The organism is Streptosporangium sp. NPDC000396, assembly GCF_042898655.1.
Taxonomy (GTDB): domain Bacteria; phylum Actinomycetota; class Actinomycetes; order Streptosporangiales; family Streptosporangiaceae; genus Streptosporangium.
This window is the reverse complement of the sequence record NZ_JBIAZA010000010.1, coordinates 219,536-233,232: the sequence shown is the minus strand read 5'-3', so window position 1 is coordinate 233,232 and position 13,697 is coordinate 219,536. Positions and strand designations below refer to the sequence as shown.

The 13,697-nt window shown below is 70.2% G+C and carries 15 protein-coding genes; 6 read left to right on the top strand and 9 right to left on the bottom strand.

Annotated elements, in window-relative coordinates; all coding sequences use genetic code 11:
- Nucleotides 1-4: 4 nt before the first annotated feature.
- Entirely contained in the window at nucleotides 5-592 is a 588-nt protein-coding gene (locus ACFY2X_RS18460; protein WP_389939609.1) for a TetR/AcrR family transcriptional regulator, read from the bottom strand.
- Between the two features lie 144 nt (nucleotides 593-736).
- On the opposite strand from ACFY2X_RS18460, the gene ACFY2X_RS18455 reads away from it, so the two are divergent.
- A complete protein-coding gene (locus tag ACFY2X_RS18455; protein WP_389939607.1) occupies nucleotides 737-904 on the top strand; it encodes a hypothetical protein in 168 nt (55 codons plus the stop codon).
- Between the two features lie 100 nt (nucleotides 905-1,004).
- Here ACFY2X_RS18455 and ACFY2X_RS18450 read toward each other — a convergent pair whose 3' ends face one another.
- The 3 genes from ACFY2X_RS18450 to ACFY2X_RS18440 are packed head-to-tail and all read right to left on the bottom strand — an operon-like array spanning nucleotide 1,005 to nucleotide 4,261.
- Nucleotides 1,005-2,249: a hypothetical protein gene (locus ACFY2X_RS18450; RefSeq protein ID WP_389939605.1), complete on the bottom strand. Its 1,245-nt coding sequence runs from the start codon at nucleotides 2,247-2,249 to the stop codon at nucleotides 1,005-1,007.
- The gene (locus ACFY2X_RS18445) at nucleotides 2,246-2,746 is read right to left on the bottom strand and encodes a SigE family RNA polymerase sigma factor (RefSeq protein ID WP_389939603.1); all 501 of its coding nucleotides are present in this window, start codon (nucleotides 2,744-2,746) and stop codon (nucleotides 2,246-2,248) included. The genes ACFY2X_RS18450 and ACFY2X_RS18445 overlap by 4 nt, the downstream gene beginning before the upstream one ends.
- 24 nt (nucleotides 2,747-2,770) lie before the next feature.
- On the bottom strand, nucleotides 2,771-4,261 hold the full coding sequence (locus tag ACFY2X_RS18440) for a PLP-dependent aminotransferase family protein (RefSeq protein WP_389939601.1): 1,491 nt from the start codon (nucleotides 4,259-4,261) through the stop codon (nucleotides 2,771-2,773).
- 351 nt (nucleotides 4,262-4,612) lie between these two features.
- Here ACFY2X_RS18440 and ACFY2X_RS18435 point away from each other — a divergent pair, with 351 nt between their 5' ends.
- From ACFY2X_RS18435 to ACFY2X_RS18425, 3 genes are all read left to right on the top strand, one after another.
- Nucleotides 4,613-6,100: a DUF885 family protein gene (locus ACFY2X_RS18435; protein ID WP_389939599.1), complete on the top strand. Its 1,488-nt coding sequence runs from the start codon at nucleotides 4,613-4,615 to the stop codon at nucleotides 6,098-6,100.
- A complete protein-coding gene (locus ACFY2X_RS18430) occupies nucleotides 6,100-6,729 on the top strand; it encodes a LysE family translocator (protein WP_389939597.1) in 630 nt (209 codons plus the stop codon). Before ACFY2X_RS18435 ends, ACFY2X_RS18430 begins: the two co-directional genes overlap by 1 nt.
- Before the next feature lie 138 nt (nucleotides 6,730-6,867).
- On the top strand, nucleotides 6,868-7,308 hold the full coding sequence (locus tag ACFY2X_RS18425) for a hypothetical protein (RefSeq protein WP_389939595.1): 441 nt from the start codon (nucleotides 6,868-6,870) through the stop codon (nucleotides 7,306-7,308).
- A 45-nt stretch (nucleotides 7,309-7,353) separates the two neighbouring features.
- Here the strand turns inward: ACFY2X_RS18425 and ACFY2X_RS18420 are convergent, their stop codons facing one another.
- Entirely contained in the window at nucleotides 7,354-8,196 is an 843-nt protein-coding gene (locus tag ACFY2X_RS18420; protein WP_389939593.1) for an NAD(P)H-binding protein, read from the bottom strand.
- Between the two features lie 82 nt (nucleotides 8,197-8,278).
- On the opposite strand from ACFY2X_RS18420, the gene ACFY2X_RS18415 reads away from it, so the two are divergent.
- Nucleotides 8,279-8,893 (top strand): TetR/AcrR family transcriptional regulator, encoded by a 615-nt coding sequence (locus ACFY2X_RS18415; RefSeq protein WP_389939591.1) that lies wholly within the window; start codon nucleotides 8,279-8,281, stop codon nucleotides 8,891-8,893.
- A 107-nt stretch (nucleotides 8,894-9,000) separates the two neighbouring features.
- Here ACFY2X_RS18415 and ACFY2X_RS18410 read toward each other — a convergent pair whose 3' ends face one another.
- Nucleotides 9,001-9,729 (bottom strand): DUF4386 domain-containing protein, encoded by a 729-nt coding sequence (locus tag ACFY2X_RS18410; protein ID WP_389939589.1) that lies wholly within the window; start codon nucleotides 9,727-9,729, stop codon nucleotides 9,001-9,003.
- Nucleotides 9,730-9,824: 95 nt separating this feature from the next.
- Here ACFY2X_RS18410 and ACFY2X_RS18405 point away from each other — a divergent pair, with 95 nt between their 5' ends.
- Nucleotides 9,825-10,517, top strand: coding sequence for a TetR/AcrR family transcriptional regulator (locus ACFY2X_RS18405; protein ID WP_389939587.1), 693 nt, complete (start codon nucleotides 9,825-9,827; stop codon nucleotides 10,515-10,517).
- Nucleotides 10,518-10,659: 142 nt separating this feature from the next.
- Here the strand turns inward: ACFY2X_RS18405 and ACFY2X_RS18400 are convergent, their stop codons facing one another.
- The 3 genes from ACFY2X_RS18400 to ACFY2X_RS18390 all read right to left on the bottom strand — a co-directional run bounded on the left by ACFY2X_RS18400 (nucleotide 10,660) and on the right by ACFY2X_RS18390 (nucleotide 13,695).
- Nucleotides 10,660-10,962, bottom strand: coding sequence for a hypothetical protein (locus ACFY2X_RS18400; protein ID WP_389939585.1), 303 nt, complete (start codon nucleotides 10,960-10,962; stop codon nucleotides 10,660-10,662).
- A 221-nt stretch (nucleotides 10,963-11,183) separates the two neighbouring features.
- The gene (locus ACFY2X_RS18395) at nucleotides 11,184-12,377 is read right to left on the bottom strand and encodes an SGNH/GDSL hydrolase family protein (protein ID WP_389939583.1); all 1,194 of its coding nucleotides are present in this window, start codon (nucleotides 12,375-12,377) and stop codon (nucleotides 11,184-11,186) included.
- Nucleotides 12,378-12,390: 13 nt separating this feature from the next.
- On the bottom strand, nucleotides 12,391-13,695 hold the full coding sequence (locus ACFY2X_RS18390) for an FAD-binding oxidoreductase (protein WP_389939581.1): 1,305 nt from the start codon (nucleotides 13,693-13,695) through the stop codon (nucleotides 12,391-12,393).
- Between the last annotated feature and the right edge of the window lie 2 nt (nucleotides 13,696-13,697).

Genomic DNA, 13,697 nt, shown 5'->3' with positions numbered 1-13,697 from the left:
GGGTCTACAGACCGAGCAGGTCACGCAGGCTTTCGACGACGGCCTGCGACTCGACCGCGGGAGGATCCAGCCGGTGCTGGATCGCGCAGCCGATGAGCACACCCAGCACCGCGACCGCGGTGTGCTCCAGTGATCTTCGAAGGGGCTTCCCCGCCAGCTCGGCCCAGTCGCTCAGGCCTTCCGCCAGCAGGTTCCGGATCTCGGCGTACCGCCTGGCGAGGGGTTCGCCGATGTGGGGGTCGCGCGCGCCGTGCAGCCACAGCTCCATCTCCAGCAGGAGCCATGACGCACCGCGATCCCCGTCGGTGAGCGTGTCGTACACCGCGGCCAGCCGGTCGTCGAGCTCGGTCATCTCCCCGAACCCGGCGAGCAGCTCGGTCGCTGCCTGGTCCTTCCACACCTCCAGCAGCGCCAGCAGCAGGCCTTCCTTGCCGCCGAAGTGGTTGTAGAGGGCACCGGTCGTGCGATGGGCGGCGCCGCTGATGGCCTCGGCGGACACCGCGTGGAACCCCTTCCGGGCGAACAGGTCGGAGGCGGCCTCGATCAGCCGGGCGCGGGTGTCGGCCCTGCGCTGATCCTGCGTCCTCGTCATGGTCGCCTCAAGAAATATCGGGTTCCCTACATATATCTACTTCCCGATATTTCCTGTCATGAGGCTACCCGTCAAGAGTCTCTGATGAGACGATCACCTTCGCCTGACGGAGCCGTCGTGGCGCCGTCGTGTAGAAGGAGAATCGTGAACCGCAAGACCCTCGATATCGCCATTCCTACGGTCTTCGCCGCCGTGATGGCGTTGACCGCGCTCTTCGGCGCGGGAAGCAAGACCGTCAGCGCGGTGGCCCTGGTGGGCGGTATGGGAATCGGGCTGTACTACGCCGCGCTCCGCAAGAACATCAAGGAGTAACGCGTTCGAGGAGCCGGGTCGCGCTGTCGAGCGCGTCCGGCGAGGGGCGGAGCAGCCGGTGGCGCTCCGCCCCTCGCCATGTCGGGTGAGAGTGCGCCGCTTACCGGATCTTCGTGAGGTCGATGATCACAAGTTCGCCCTTGAGCGGATAGTCCACCAGGCGGCCGTCTTTCCTGCCGGGTTGCACGGAGACCGACACACCTTCGGCATTGGGGCGTATCCCCAGGTCGCCGGACTTGCCGGTGGCCAGGTCGTGCAGGACTTGGCCACCCGGCCTCGGCAGATGGACGGTGAGGAAACGGTCGGCGGCAAGCCCCATCATCGGGTAATCCTGCAGGTCGCGCTCCTGTGAGCCGTCACGCAGCCGGGAGAAGGGCTTGCCGCCGGACTTCCTGCCGACGCACATGGTCACCCCGCACCGCAGCCCCCACTCGCCCGGATTGATCGAGACCGTGCGCTTCTCCCCGGTCTCCACGTTGAGCAGCTCGCCGAAGTTTGCCTTCTCGGAGTGGTTGTACTTCCCGCCCGAACCAACCCACGGCCAGCTCATGATGTGATACTTTTCCGCGCCCGCGACCGGTTCCACGGCCCCGCCCCCGAGAGGGACCGTGAAGACGCCGTCACCCTGCCTGAAGGAGAAGGCGATCCTGCCGTCGCCGGTTATGGCCGGCGGGTCGAGTGCCCCGCTCTTGCCGTTCCGATGCGAGGCCACGAGCCGGGCCTCGCCGCCGGAGAGCGGAGCCGCCCACAGATCGGCGATCTCCCCGTCGCCGGTCTTGCGGGCCGTCCACCAGGCCACCTGTCCGGCGCCGATGGTGAAGTCGGAGGCGAACAGCACCGTCTTCCTCGGCGTGGGCACATCAGCGATCTTGCGGACCTCGGCGCTGTCCATGTCGTAGGCGTAGATGGCGTCGGCCTTCTCGAAACTCGACTGGGTCTGCACGAGCAGCGTGTGGTCGTCGATGAAGCCCTGCGGTTGGAATCTGCGCCCGTCGGGCAGCTTGGCCGGGATCTTCCTGACCGCCTGCGGCCAGACCTCCTCGACGGGGTCGGGCGCCTCAGGCGCCTGTTCATCGGCGGGGGACGGGGTCGTGATTTCGGCGCTCGGCACCTGGGTCGGGCTCACGACGGGAGAGGCCGGGTCGCCCTGGACCCCGCGCACCGTCACCCCGACCCCGCCCGCCACCACCGCCACGGCGACGGCGGCGACCAGGGCCTGCGCTCGCGTCCTGCGCCGCCGAGAGGACGTCACGATGTGCGAGGACAGGCTGCTCGGCGCGTGCGGCGCGCGCTCGGAGGCGTGCCCGAGGGCCCTGCGGAGGTCGTCTTCCAGATGGTCGTTCATCGGGCGCTCCTATCCATGGCTGTGGGGTGCGGTACGGCGGAGCGGAGCTTGTTCAGGCCGAGTGAGGCGTGGCTGCGCACAGTCCCCCTGGAGACGCCGAGAACGGCCGCGATCTCCTCGTCGGTGAGCTGCTCGTAGTAGCGCAGGACGAGCACGGCCCGCTGCTTGCGGGGCAGGCCTTCGAGCGCCTGCCACAGGCCCTGCTCGACATCGGAGGGCAGGGCGTCCAGATGGGCCCCCTCCGGCAGGTCCCAGGTGAGCCGCTCGCGACGGCGCAGCCGCCAGACGCTGATGTGCAGCCGAGCCATGATCATCCGGGTGTAGCTTTCCGGATCGTGTTTGCGGCGCACCCGCGACCACGCGCGGTGCAGCCGGATCAGGGCCTCTTGGGTGAGGTCGGCCGCGTCGTGGGGGTTGCCGCTGAGCACGTAGCCGTAACGCAACAGCGCGTCGGCCCGCTCGGCGACGAAGTCCGCGAAGCGGGAGTCGTCGTCCAATTACCTTCGCCTTTCCGAAATCCGTCACATCCCAGACGAACTTCGGGGCGAAAGTGTTGAATCCTTGGATCCGGTACAGCCACTGCTCCGGGGCAGTGCGGCCCAGGCCGTCGAGAGGCGGCTGACCAGTTCTGCCGAGGTGTCCGGGGCGAAGGAGCAGGGGAGGCGGATGTAGTCGTCGTGGGCGCCGGTCGGATCCATCGTGGCGCCCGGGATGACTTCCGCGCCGTGGCGCAGTGCCACCTGCGCGTAGATCCGGGCGTCGGTGCCCGGGGGAAGCCGGATCCACAGGACGGATCCTCCCTGTGGTTCCTGCCAGCGCCAGTGTGGAAGCTGCTCGGCCAGCAGCCGGGTGATGGTGGCGAGTCGCTCACGGCGGACGCGGTCCCGTTCGGGTGCGAGGGCCGGGAGCTCGGGGAGCAGCCGGGTGGCGAGGGCTTGGTCGAGGAGCGGGCTGCCGAGGTCGTTGAGCGCCTTGAGCCGGGCCAGGCGTGCCACGGCGTCCTGCGGCGCGCGGATCCAGCCGATCCGCAGGCCGCCCCATACCGCCTTGGTCAGCGAACCCACCGTCAGCACGGTTCCTCCGGCAGGGTGCGCGGCGATCGGCGGCGGAGCCTGCCCGGGGGCGAGAGCCGCCGCGTGGGCGCTGTCCTCCAGGAGGGTGACGCCGTGTTCTGCGGCGAGCTCGGCCACTCGGCGACGGCGTCCGGCGGACATCAGGGTGCCGGTGGGGTTGTGGTAGGTCGGCATGACGTAGAGCAGCGCGGGCCGGTGTTCGGCGAGCGCGGCGGCGAGCCGGTCGATCCGGATGCCGTCGGAGTCGAGTTCGACGCCGACCAGCCGTGAGCCGGCCGCTCTGAGGACGTCCAGGCAGCCCGGCCACCCGGGGGATTCCACGATCGTGGTCGACCCGCGTCCGAGGTAGAGCTGGGCGCTCAGGGTGACGGCCTGCGTGGCACCGGTGGTCACCATCACTTGGTCGGGCGTGGTCGGCAGTCCGTGCGCGGTGTGGTGGGCGGCGATCGCTGCCCGCAGCGCGGGGAGTCCGGCCGGGTGGTAGCCCGCGTCGAGGATCAGCCCGGGCAGGTCCTCGCGGACCAGGTGGAGCAGCGCCTGGGCCAGATCCGGACCGCCGGCCTCAGCCGCCTGTCCCAGCGAGATGAGGTTCGGCGGCTGTGCCACCAGCCGCTGGATCACCGCGGTGGCCTGGCCTCCCTGCACCCGCCCGTCCGCCGGAACCCGGTGGACGACGGCTGCTTCCGACACCCGCGTGCCGCTGCCCCGACGGGTCTCGACCAGGCCCGACCCGCGCAGTGCGTCGTAGACGGCGACCACCGTCGCCCGGCTGACCGAGAGAGCGTCGGCGAGCCGCCGCTCGGACGGCAGGCGGTCACCGGTACGCAGGTCCCCGGACCGTACGGCTTGGACGAACGCTTCGGTGAGCCGCCGGTACAGCGGTCCCTCGGCCGAACTCCACTCGCCCAGCAGGTCGATCAGTTCGGATGGTTCGGACATCCCGCGATGCCGGTCCACTTTCTCTCCATCAGGTCTGGTGAGGGGACTGCCGGGTTTACCCGGCAGGGGAATCGCTTCCCTGTTACGGTTCCCTTGTTTGAAACGGTCAGGGCTTGGCCGTCGCCTACCTCTGCCGAGGGAAGCGAGAAGCCGCTCTCTTCAGGGAGCGGAGGAGTCACTGGCACGGGTGTACGAGCCGCTGTTGCCAGAGGTTAACGGCATGACATCCGCCTCAGTCCTTGCCCCCTGCGGGTGGCGGCGATCTGTCATCGACAGCTGACACCGGAAAACGGTCCACTTCGGCGGGAAGTGGACCGTTTGGACCGCAGTCCAATCGCACAGGCTTGCCGCGTGGACAACCGACTGAAGGCGATTTGCGACCTGTCCGTGCCGAGCGCGCGGGAACGGGCGGGCAGGCACGAGTACGACGGGGTGCCGCAGGATCTGTCCCCGTCCGGGGTGCGGGCCGGGCTGGCCGCGCTGGGCGGGCCCGGCTACCCGGATCGATACGACGAGGCATTGGCGCTGGCCGCCGAGCACACGCTGCGGGTGTCGTTCGGCGAGCTGGAATTGCACCGCTCCAATCCGCTGTGGCACATCGCCAACCTGGAGCTGACCTGCTACGACCGCGAGTACGCCGCCGAGGCGGAGCGGGCCGAGGCGCGGCGAGCGCACCTGGCGGCCTGGCCGGACGCGGTGGACGCGGCGGTGACCGCGCTGGACCGGGTGCCCGCCGCGGTCGCCACGGCCGCGCTGCCCGCGGCGCGTGGGCTGGCCACCGGGGTGCACGACCCGGCCGCGCTGGGCGCGCTGGACCGGCTGGTGGCACACCTGGAACACGCGGCGGGGCACGGCGAGCCCACCGCCGCGCTGGGCGCATCCGCGTTGACCGCGCTGTTGTCGGCCACCGAGGCCTTGGACGCGAACCTCACCGACCTGGTCACTCATGCGGAGCTGGAACGGAAGCGGTTGCGGCAGCTGCTCGACGAGTCCTGCCGCCGGATCGACCCGGACGCGCCGAGCGAGCGGACCGTGCGGGCGCTGCTGGCCGACCGGCCCACCCCGGACCAGGTGGTCGGCGAGGCCACCGCACTGGTCGCCGAGGTGATCGCGTGGACGGCCGAGGAGGGACTGGTGCCCTACGACGACGGCGAGTGCCTGGTCGGGCCGACACCGCCGTCCCAGCCGTGGCAGGTGGCGGCGATGGTGCCCGCCGCGCCGGGGGAGCCGGACGCGCCGAGCCGGTTCTACGTCACCCCGCCCGGATCGGACTGGCCGGAGCGGGACCGCGAGCAGTGGCTGTCGCTGTACGCGCGGTCGTTCCTGCCGGTGATCGCCGTGCACGAGGTGGCTCCCGGCCACTTCTCGCACGGCAGGGCGTTGCGACAGGTGGCCTCGCCGGTGCGCCGTACCTGGCTGTCCGAAGCGTTCACCGAGGGCTGGGCGCACTACACCGAGGAACTGGCGCTGGAACAGGGCTTCCGGTCGGCCGACCCGGGGTTCCCGGTGGCGGTGGCCAGGGACGGGCTGCTCAGGATCACCCGGTTGATCTGCTCGATCGGGCTGCACAGCGGGGACCTGTCGGTGGCGGACGCGACGCGCCGGTTCACCGAGGACGCGTTCCTGGAGGGCCGCACCGCCACCAGGGCGGTGCACCGGCTGTTGCTCGACCCGCTCTGCGGCGGGTACGCGTGGGGCAAGCTGGCCATCCGCGACCTGCGGGACCAGGCGCGCGAGCGCTGGGGCGCCGGGTTCTCGCCGCGCAGGTTCCACACCGCGCTGTTCGACCTCGGCGCACCCCCGCTCGGCCTGCTGGACACCGCACTGGAGCGCGGCTGATGCCGGAGTATGCGCGGCTGCTCGCGTTCGCCGTGGCCTCGTTCGCGCTGATCGCCGCACCCGGCGCGAACCTGATCTACATCCTGACCAGGAGCGTGAGCCAGGGCAGGCGCGCCGGGGTGGTGTCGGCGCTGGGCGTGGAGACCGGGACCCTGGTGCACGTGGCCGCGGCGGTGCTCGGCCTGTCGTCGCTGGTGGCGGCGTCAGGCACGGCGTTCACCGTGGTCCGGTTCGCCGGGGCCGGATACCTGCTGTACCTGGCCGTGCGCACACTGCTGCGCCCGGCCGAGCTGTCCCTGACCGGCGACGCTCCACCCCAGTCACTCGGCCGGGTGTACCGCGACGGGGTGCTGGTGAACGTGCTCAACCCGAAGGTCGCGCTGTTCATGGTGGCGTTCCTGCCGCAGTTCACCGTTCCGGGGGACGACGTGCGCCAGCAGACCGTGCTGCTGGGCGCGGTGTTCTTCCTGCTCGGCCTCGCCATGGACGTGGCGTACGCGCTGCTCGGCGGCACGGTCCGGCGCCTGCTGCTGCGGCGGCCCCGGCTGCTGCGCGGGCAGCGGCAGGCGGTCGCGGCCGTCTACGGGGGCCTGGCCTGCTACGCGGTGCTGGCCCCGTACGGCGGCTAGACGAGCAACTCGAATCGCCGGAGCCTGCCACCGACCCAGGAGTGGGTCTGGCCCCACCCACCCGTACGGCCAAGCCCATATCGGGCCGGCCGGGCGCTCCATAACATCGCTACCACAACGACACGGAGGAGAAAGATCATGGCGAACGCCGGCGACATCACGACCGCGACGGCGCACCTCGGCGACGCCCGCACCCAGGAGGCCTTCACCACGGTGAAGAAGTGCATCCTGCTCTTCGGTGCCGTCAGCGCCATCGTCCTCGGGGTGGTCGCCGTGATGGCGTTCACCGGCCACGAGGCGACCTCGTTCATGTGGATCCGGGGAGCCATCCTGCTCGCGGTCACCCCGCTGATCTACCGGATGACCGTCCGCGCTTCGGAGGGGTCGTACAAGGCTTTCGACCGCGTGCGCACCCTGTCCACCATCATGCCGATCGCGATCATCGGCGTCGACCTGATCCCCGGCCTCTGCCCAGCGTGGTACGCCGTGCTTCAGGGCCTGTCCGCGCTGGCCCTGATCGGCGTCGCCTTCATTACCCGCGGTTCCGCGCTGAGCGCCGCCTTCCCCGGGAAGAAGTGAAGTCCTGAGGAAGGTCACCGCGTTCAGGGAGCGGAGGAGCCGCGTTCAGCGGAAGGCTGCGGCGTTGCGTTGTGCCCAGACGGCGTAGGCGCGGGGTGCGCGGCCGAGGACGCGCTCGACATCGGGGCTGATGTGTTGTTCGGCGGGGGTGGGCGCGCCGAGGACGGCGAGGGTGGTCTCGGCCACGGGCTCGGGCATGAACTGCAGCATCTGCGCGCGGGCTTGGTCGCGGGTCAGCTCGACGAACCGGATGGGTTCGCCGAGGGCGTCGCCGATCGCTTCGGCCTGTTGCCTGGGCGTGATGAGGGCGGGGCCGGTCAGCTCGTAGATCTGCCCGGCGTGGCCGTCTTCGCGCAGTGTCACTGCGGCGACTTCGGCGATGTCGGCCGGGTCGATGGTCGGCAGGCCGACATCGCCGAAGGGCGCGGCGACGGCCCGCGCCGTACGGACCTGTTCGGCCCAGGCGTAGGTGTTGGAATCGAAGCCGCCGGGCCGCAAGATCGTCCATTCCATGCCCGACTGCCGGACGGCGTCCTCGATGGACCGCATGAGGATCCCGTGAGAGGCCGACTGCGGCCGGGTCACCACCCCCAGAGAGGACAGCAACACCACTCGCTGGACGCCCCCGGCCTTGGCGACGTCGAGGATGTCCTGCGGGTTGAGCGAGTGCGCGCTGGCGCCGCTTTGCAGGAACAGCGCGTCGGCGCCGTCGAAAACGTGCCGCAGGCTCTCGACGTCGGCCAGGTCCGCCTGCCCGTGCCCGACGCCCTCCGGCACGTCCGCCGGCGAGATGTTCCGGGAGGTCGCCATCACCTGCTCGCCGGTCGCCGCGAGTATCTGCACGAGTGAGCGGCCGACGTTGCCGGTTGCTCCAGTCACCACGATCATTTCGTTCTCCATGAGTTAGTTAGTTGGCTGACTGAGAAAGACGGTAGCACAATCCGATGGCTGTCTGTCTATAGTTAGTAAGGTGACCAACTCAGTGAGAGTGTCGGCGCGGGGGGCTGGCAAGCGGCAGCGACTGATGGCCGCAGCCGCCCAGGTTCTGCATCACCAGGGCGTGGAGCGCACCACCATCGCCGACATCGCCGCCGCCGCCGACGTTCCCGTCGGGAACGTGTACTACTACTTCAAGACCAAGGACGAGCTGGTCCAGGCCGCCCTCGCCGAGCATGCCGGGCACCTCGCCGAACTCACCGGCGCGCTCGACAAGCTCCCCGACCCGCTCCAGCGCCTCAAGACCATGGTCGATGCGTGGGTCGGTCAGCGCGACCTCGCGGCCCGCTATGGCTGCCCCGCCGGCACCCTGGCCGTCGAACTCGACAAACGCGCCGAAGGAGGTCTCGATCTGGAAGCGGGCAAGGTCATCCGGCTGCTTCTGGACTGGGCGGAGCAGCAGTTCCGCGAACTGGGCCTGCCTGCCCCCGACGACCTCGCACTCACGTTCGTCGGCGCCTACCAGGGCATGTCACTCCTGGCCAACGCCCTACGCGACCCAGAGATCATGACCCGCCAAGGGGCCTGTCTGACCTGCTGGCTCGACTCCCTCGCCGACCGCGGCGGCAACACCCACGCCGCCATCTGAGCGGCGGCAACACACGCCGCCATCTGGGACGAACCGGGCGTGCCCGCCACAGGCTTCGACCCAGGCCGACTCGGCCGAGACACGTCTCGGCCAAGCGGCAGGTTTCATCAGGCGCCGGACGTTTCGGAGGGTGCCATGGCGGTGGGCGACATACTGCCGGTCGGTCCGTCGTGGTCTCGGCTCTGCCCTTCGGGAAAGCCCTTCGCGATGAGCAGCGCTCCCAGGGCGACCTCGAAGAGGCCGCCCGGGACTGACAGGGCCACGCCGACGCCGTAGCCGAGGACTTCGAGAATCGCCCCGACCAGAAAGACGGCATAGCCGACCAGCCCCCACGCCGCCATGAAGCGGGGCACCAGCCGTGCGCGCAACAGCACACGGCAGAACAACACGCCGACGGCCCCCACCGAGATCATCGCGATCTGGTAGCAGTAGTGGTTCCCTTCCTTCGCGATCCGCCCCAACGCCGGTAGGACCGAGGCGCCGTTGGCGCCGGCGTCGACATACTCCTGAGCGAGCGGTCCCAGAAGCAGCAGGAAGACGATCCCGACGGTCAGCATCACCGCCTCGATCGTCCTGCCGGCCAGGTACGCGTGGGCGGAGATCTCGCCGTGCGGCTTCAGCGCGGGGAACGCCAGCACTCCGATGCCGAGGACGGCGGCGGAGTTGACCAGCATCAGCAGTGCCCCCGCCGACACCCGCATCCGGTTGTCCGCCACGTCGGACAGCATGTTCGTGGTGCCTGACCCGGAGTCGATCAGGGCGCCGCCTGCGATGTACACGACGAACGCCAGCAGGAACAGGGCTCCCACGATTCGTCCGGCAGTTCTCGTCGACATGGCTTCCTTCCATCACGGGCGACGACGGCCGTCGTCGTACTTAGTACGACGACGGTATCGTACAAAGTACGAACGTGTCATCGCCCGGAGGCCAGATGTCGAAGCCGGTCAGCGGCAACCCTCAGGATCGTGTTCCACTCAGCCGGGAACGGGTGTTGCGCGCCGCCGTCGCGGTCGCCGACGCGGGTGGGCTCGGATCGCTGACGATCCGCTCGCTCGCCCATGAGCTCGGCGTCAAGCCCATGTCGGTCTACTACTACGTCTCCAACAAGGACGAGATCTTCGACGGCATCGTCGATCTCGTCTTCAGCGAGATCGAGCTGCCGTCGCCCGACGGCGAGTGGCGCGCGGAGATGCGGCGGCGGGCGGCCTCGATCCGTCGCGTGCTGAGGCGTCACCCCTGGGCGCTCGGGCTCCTGGAGTCACGAACCACCCCCGGCCCCGCGACGCTACGGCACCACGACGCGACCATCGGCACCCTGCGCAGGGCGGGCTTCTCGGTGGAGATGACCGCCCACGCCTACGCCCTGCTCGACAGCTACGTGTACGGATTCGCGCTTCAGGAGGCCGCGCTGCCCTTCCACGGCCCCGACGCCGCCGCCGAAGTCGCCGAGCCGATAATGCGGCAGTTCGCCTCCGGTGAATATCCCCACCTCGTCGAGATGGCGACCGAACACATCCTCCGGCCCGGCTACGACTTCGGCGACGAGTTCGAATTCGGGCTCAACGTGATCCTCGACACCCTCACGACGTGGATCCCCGGCAACGACCGCCGACCCCCGTCCTGACCGCCGGCCGAAGGGGAGCCGACCTGGCCGCCGGCACCACCGCGGCGGTCGAGGCGGGGCGCTCACGGTCGCACCGGCCAGACGGGGAAGGGCCGGTGCCCGCCGGCATCCGGCCCTCCGTCTTCTTCCGGTCTTCCGTCTTTCAGTCTTCGCCGTGATAGGCGCGCAGCTCACGGCGTGCCTGGTGACGGCTGCGGCGGCGCTCTTCCCGTAGGAAGTGGTACCACTCCCGATTCCCGCCCCTGGTGCCGCAACCGAACACGTAGAAGGTGGGGGCACCCCAGTGGCAGCCGCCCTTGCGGTAGCCCAGGGACGCGCTCTCGGCGGTGATCTCGTCCGGCAGCGTGCACGGCCCGAACCGATGATCATGCACGGGCAGGCAGGTCGCCATCGGCGCGTCGGCCATACGCACCCACCAGGGCCGGGTCTTGTCGGTCTTGCTCATACGGTCACCTTTCGGCTCCGTGACACCCCGGGCTGGGGCTGTCATGGGACCGGATGCACCGTGATCACCTCCGACTTCGCACACGATATATCGGGGCCTGAAGCGACGCTGTCACTCAGAAAAACTGATTCCGACATTAGCGCGAGCCACAGGAGCACGCGTTACGCACAACTGATTTGCGGCTGGTGGCACGGACCGAGTGGAGAACCTCATGGTCTGCTTCACAGGGCGTGCAGGTCGACGGCGTCGGCCATCGCCTGGTAGCCCGCGGGGTTGGGGTGCAGGTGGTCACCGCTGTCGAAGGCCGGCCGGATCCGGTCAGGGTCGGCGGAGTCGGCGACGGCGCGCTCGAAATCGACGACCGCGTCGAACTCGCCGCTGGTCCGGATCCATGCGTTGACCGCGTCGCGGATGGCCTCGGGCTCGTCGGTGAAATTGGCGGGCAGGAGGGTGCCGCCGATGATCCGGACGCCTCGCGCGTGGGCGTCGCGGATGAGCTGCCGGTAGCCGGCGATCAGGTCGTTGGCGCTGACCTTGGTCGCGGGCGTGGTGCAGGGCGTGGGCTCCTGCATACCCAGCAGGATGTCGTTGATGCCCTCCAGCACGATCACGGTCTTGACGCGAGGCTGGCCGAGCACGTCCCAGCGGAACCGTGTCAGTCCCCGCTCACCCAGGCATGCCGAGTCGTTGAGCAGCCGGTTGCCGCCGATGCCGAGGTTGAGCACCGGCCGCCGCCCGGCCAGCCTGCGGGCCAGCGCGTCCGGGTAGCGGTTGTCGGCGTCCTGGGTGGCGGCGTATCCGTCGGTCATGGAGTCGCCGAAGGTCGCCACCGCGGCGCCGTCGTCGTGCACGTCCACGCCGGACAGGTAGAACCAGGAGGTGTTGGTCTCGGCGAAGGCGCCCGCGCCGGGGTCGCGGGTGTGATCGCCGGTGGCCCGGTAGGAGGTGGCCAGCGCGAGGTTGTGGTAAGTGGCCGGGCCGGTGGTGCCCTGGAAGTACAGCGTCACCGTCAGCCGGTCGCCTGGCTTGACCGCCAGCCGTACGGGATCGCTGGCGGTCTGCCCGCCAGTGGGGATGTCGACGGAGGCGGAGTGTGCGAAGGCCAGCGGCCGGAGCGTCCCCGCCTGCACGGCGGCGCCCGTGCCGGCCTTGCCCACGCTGGCACCGGTCAGGTGGAGCGGGGTGGTGCCGTAGGCGTTGGACAGCCGGATCCGGATCGTCGAGCCGCCGGCAGTGACGCGGACCGCCTGCCGTACCGAGTGATTGACGAAACCCTTCTCCGCCCAGGTGGGGTACCAGACGTCGGCCGACGGCTGCTGGACAGCGGTCGCCCACATCGCGGTCCAGCAGTCGGCGGACGCCGGTGTCGCCGTCAGGGCGGCGACCAGGGCGGCGGCGGTCGCGATTTTCAACACGTGAGTACGCCTTTCAGTCCAGGACCGGGAAGTTGGCGCGGAACACGCCATAGGGGTCGCGCCGGCGCTTGATCTCGCGCAGCCGGGCCAGCGTGTCGGCGGGGAAGGCTTGGGCGGCGTTGTCCGCCGGCGCGAGGAAGGTGTACGGCTTGCGCCCGCTGACCGCCTGGCCGAGAGCTTCAACGAGGGCGACCTGTTTGGCCTGCACCGCATCGGTCAGGTGGGGCAGCCGCAGGCCGAGAAGATAGAGCATGTACGGCTCGGCCAAGGCGCCACCCGCGCCGCCGACGGGATCGGCCTCGGCCAGCACCCCGCCCAGATGCCGGACCTGTAGGTTCAGCAGTGGCGCGAGGTCGGCACCGGCGAGCGTCTCCAGCGTTGCATCGTCCAGGCCGGTCAGCAGTTCGGTGCGGGCCAGCATCGGGCTGGGCTCGACCGGCTCTGCCGCGATCGTGCCCAGGTCGGCGATCTCCATCAGGCCGCGGCTGTCGGAGAGGCTGCCGCCGATGTCGTCGAAGGCGGCCAGCAGCGCCTTGGCCTCGGCATCGCCGCCGAGGTACGTCACGTCCACGGAGACCATCGGCGGTGCGGGCGGCGGCGGGGCCATGCGGTTGATCCACACCGACAGCTCACGTGGCGCGTTCGCGGTGATCTGGCGGAAGGCGTCGAACACCGCGCCGGCGCGGGCTGCGGGCCATACGATCCGCCCGCCGTACAGGCTGGGCGCCGGATACAGCGCCAGCTCGATCGAGGTGATCAGTGCGTAGTCGCCGCCGCCACCGCGCAGCGCCCAGAACAGCTCACCGTCGGATTCGCCGGTGACCCGAACCTGCTTGCCCTCTGCGTCGACGATCTCGAAGGCGCGCACCGAGTCGGCTGCCCAGCCGTACGTGCGGCCGAACCATGAGATGCCGCCGCCGGCGACGAACCCGGCGACCGTCACGGCCGGGCTGCTGCCGGCCGGCCCGGTGAGGCCGTGCTTGCCGGTCTCGGCCAGCACCCGGCCCCACTGCGCTCCGGCGCCTACCCGGGCGGTGCGCGCCTCCGCGTCGACCTCCACCCGGTCCAGGCGGCCGGTGCGCAGCAGGATCACGCCCTGCACGTCGCCTGAGGCACCATGGCCCGACGGCTGGGCGGTGACCGTCAGCCCGGCTTCGCGGGCGTACCGCACCAGCGCCGCCACATCCGCGGCGTCCTCGGCCTCCACCACGGCGGACACCGGCTGGTGGACACCCACCGCCCACGGGCGGGCCGCCTCGTCGAACCCATCCTCGCCGGGAAGCAGTACACGCCCCCGGACGGTATGACGCAGATCCATAG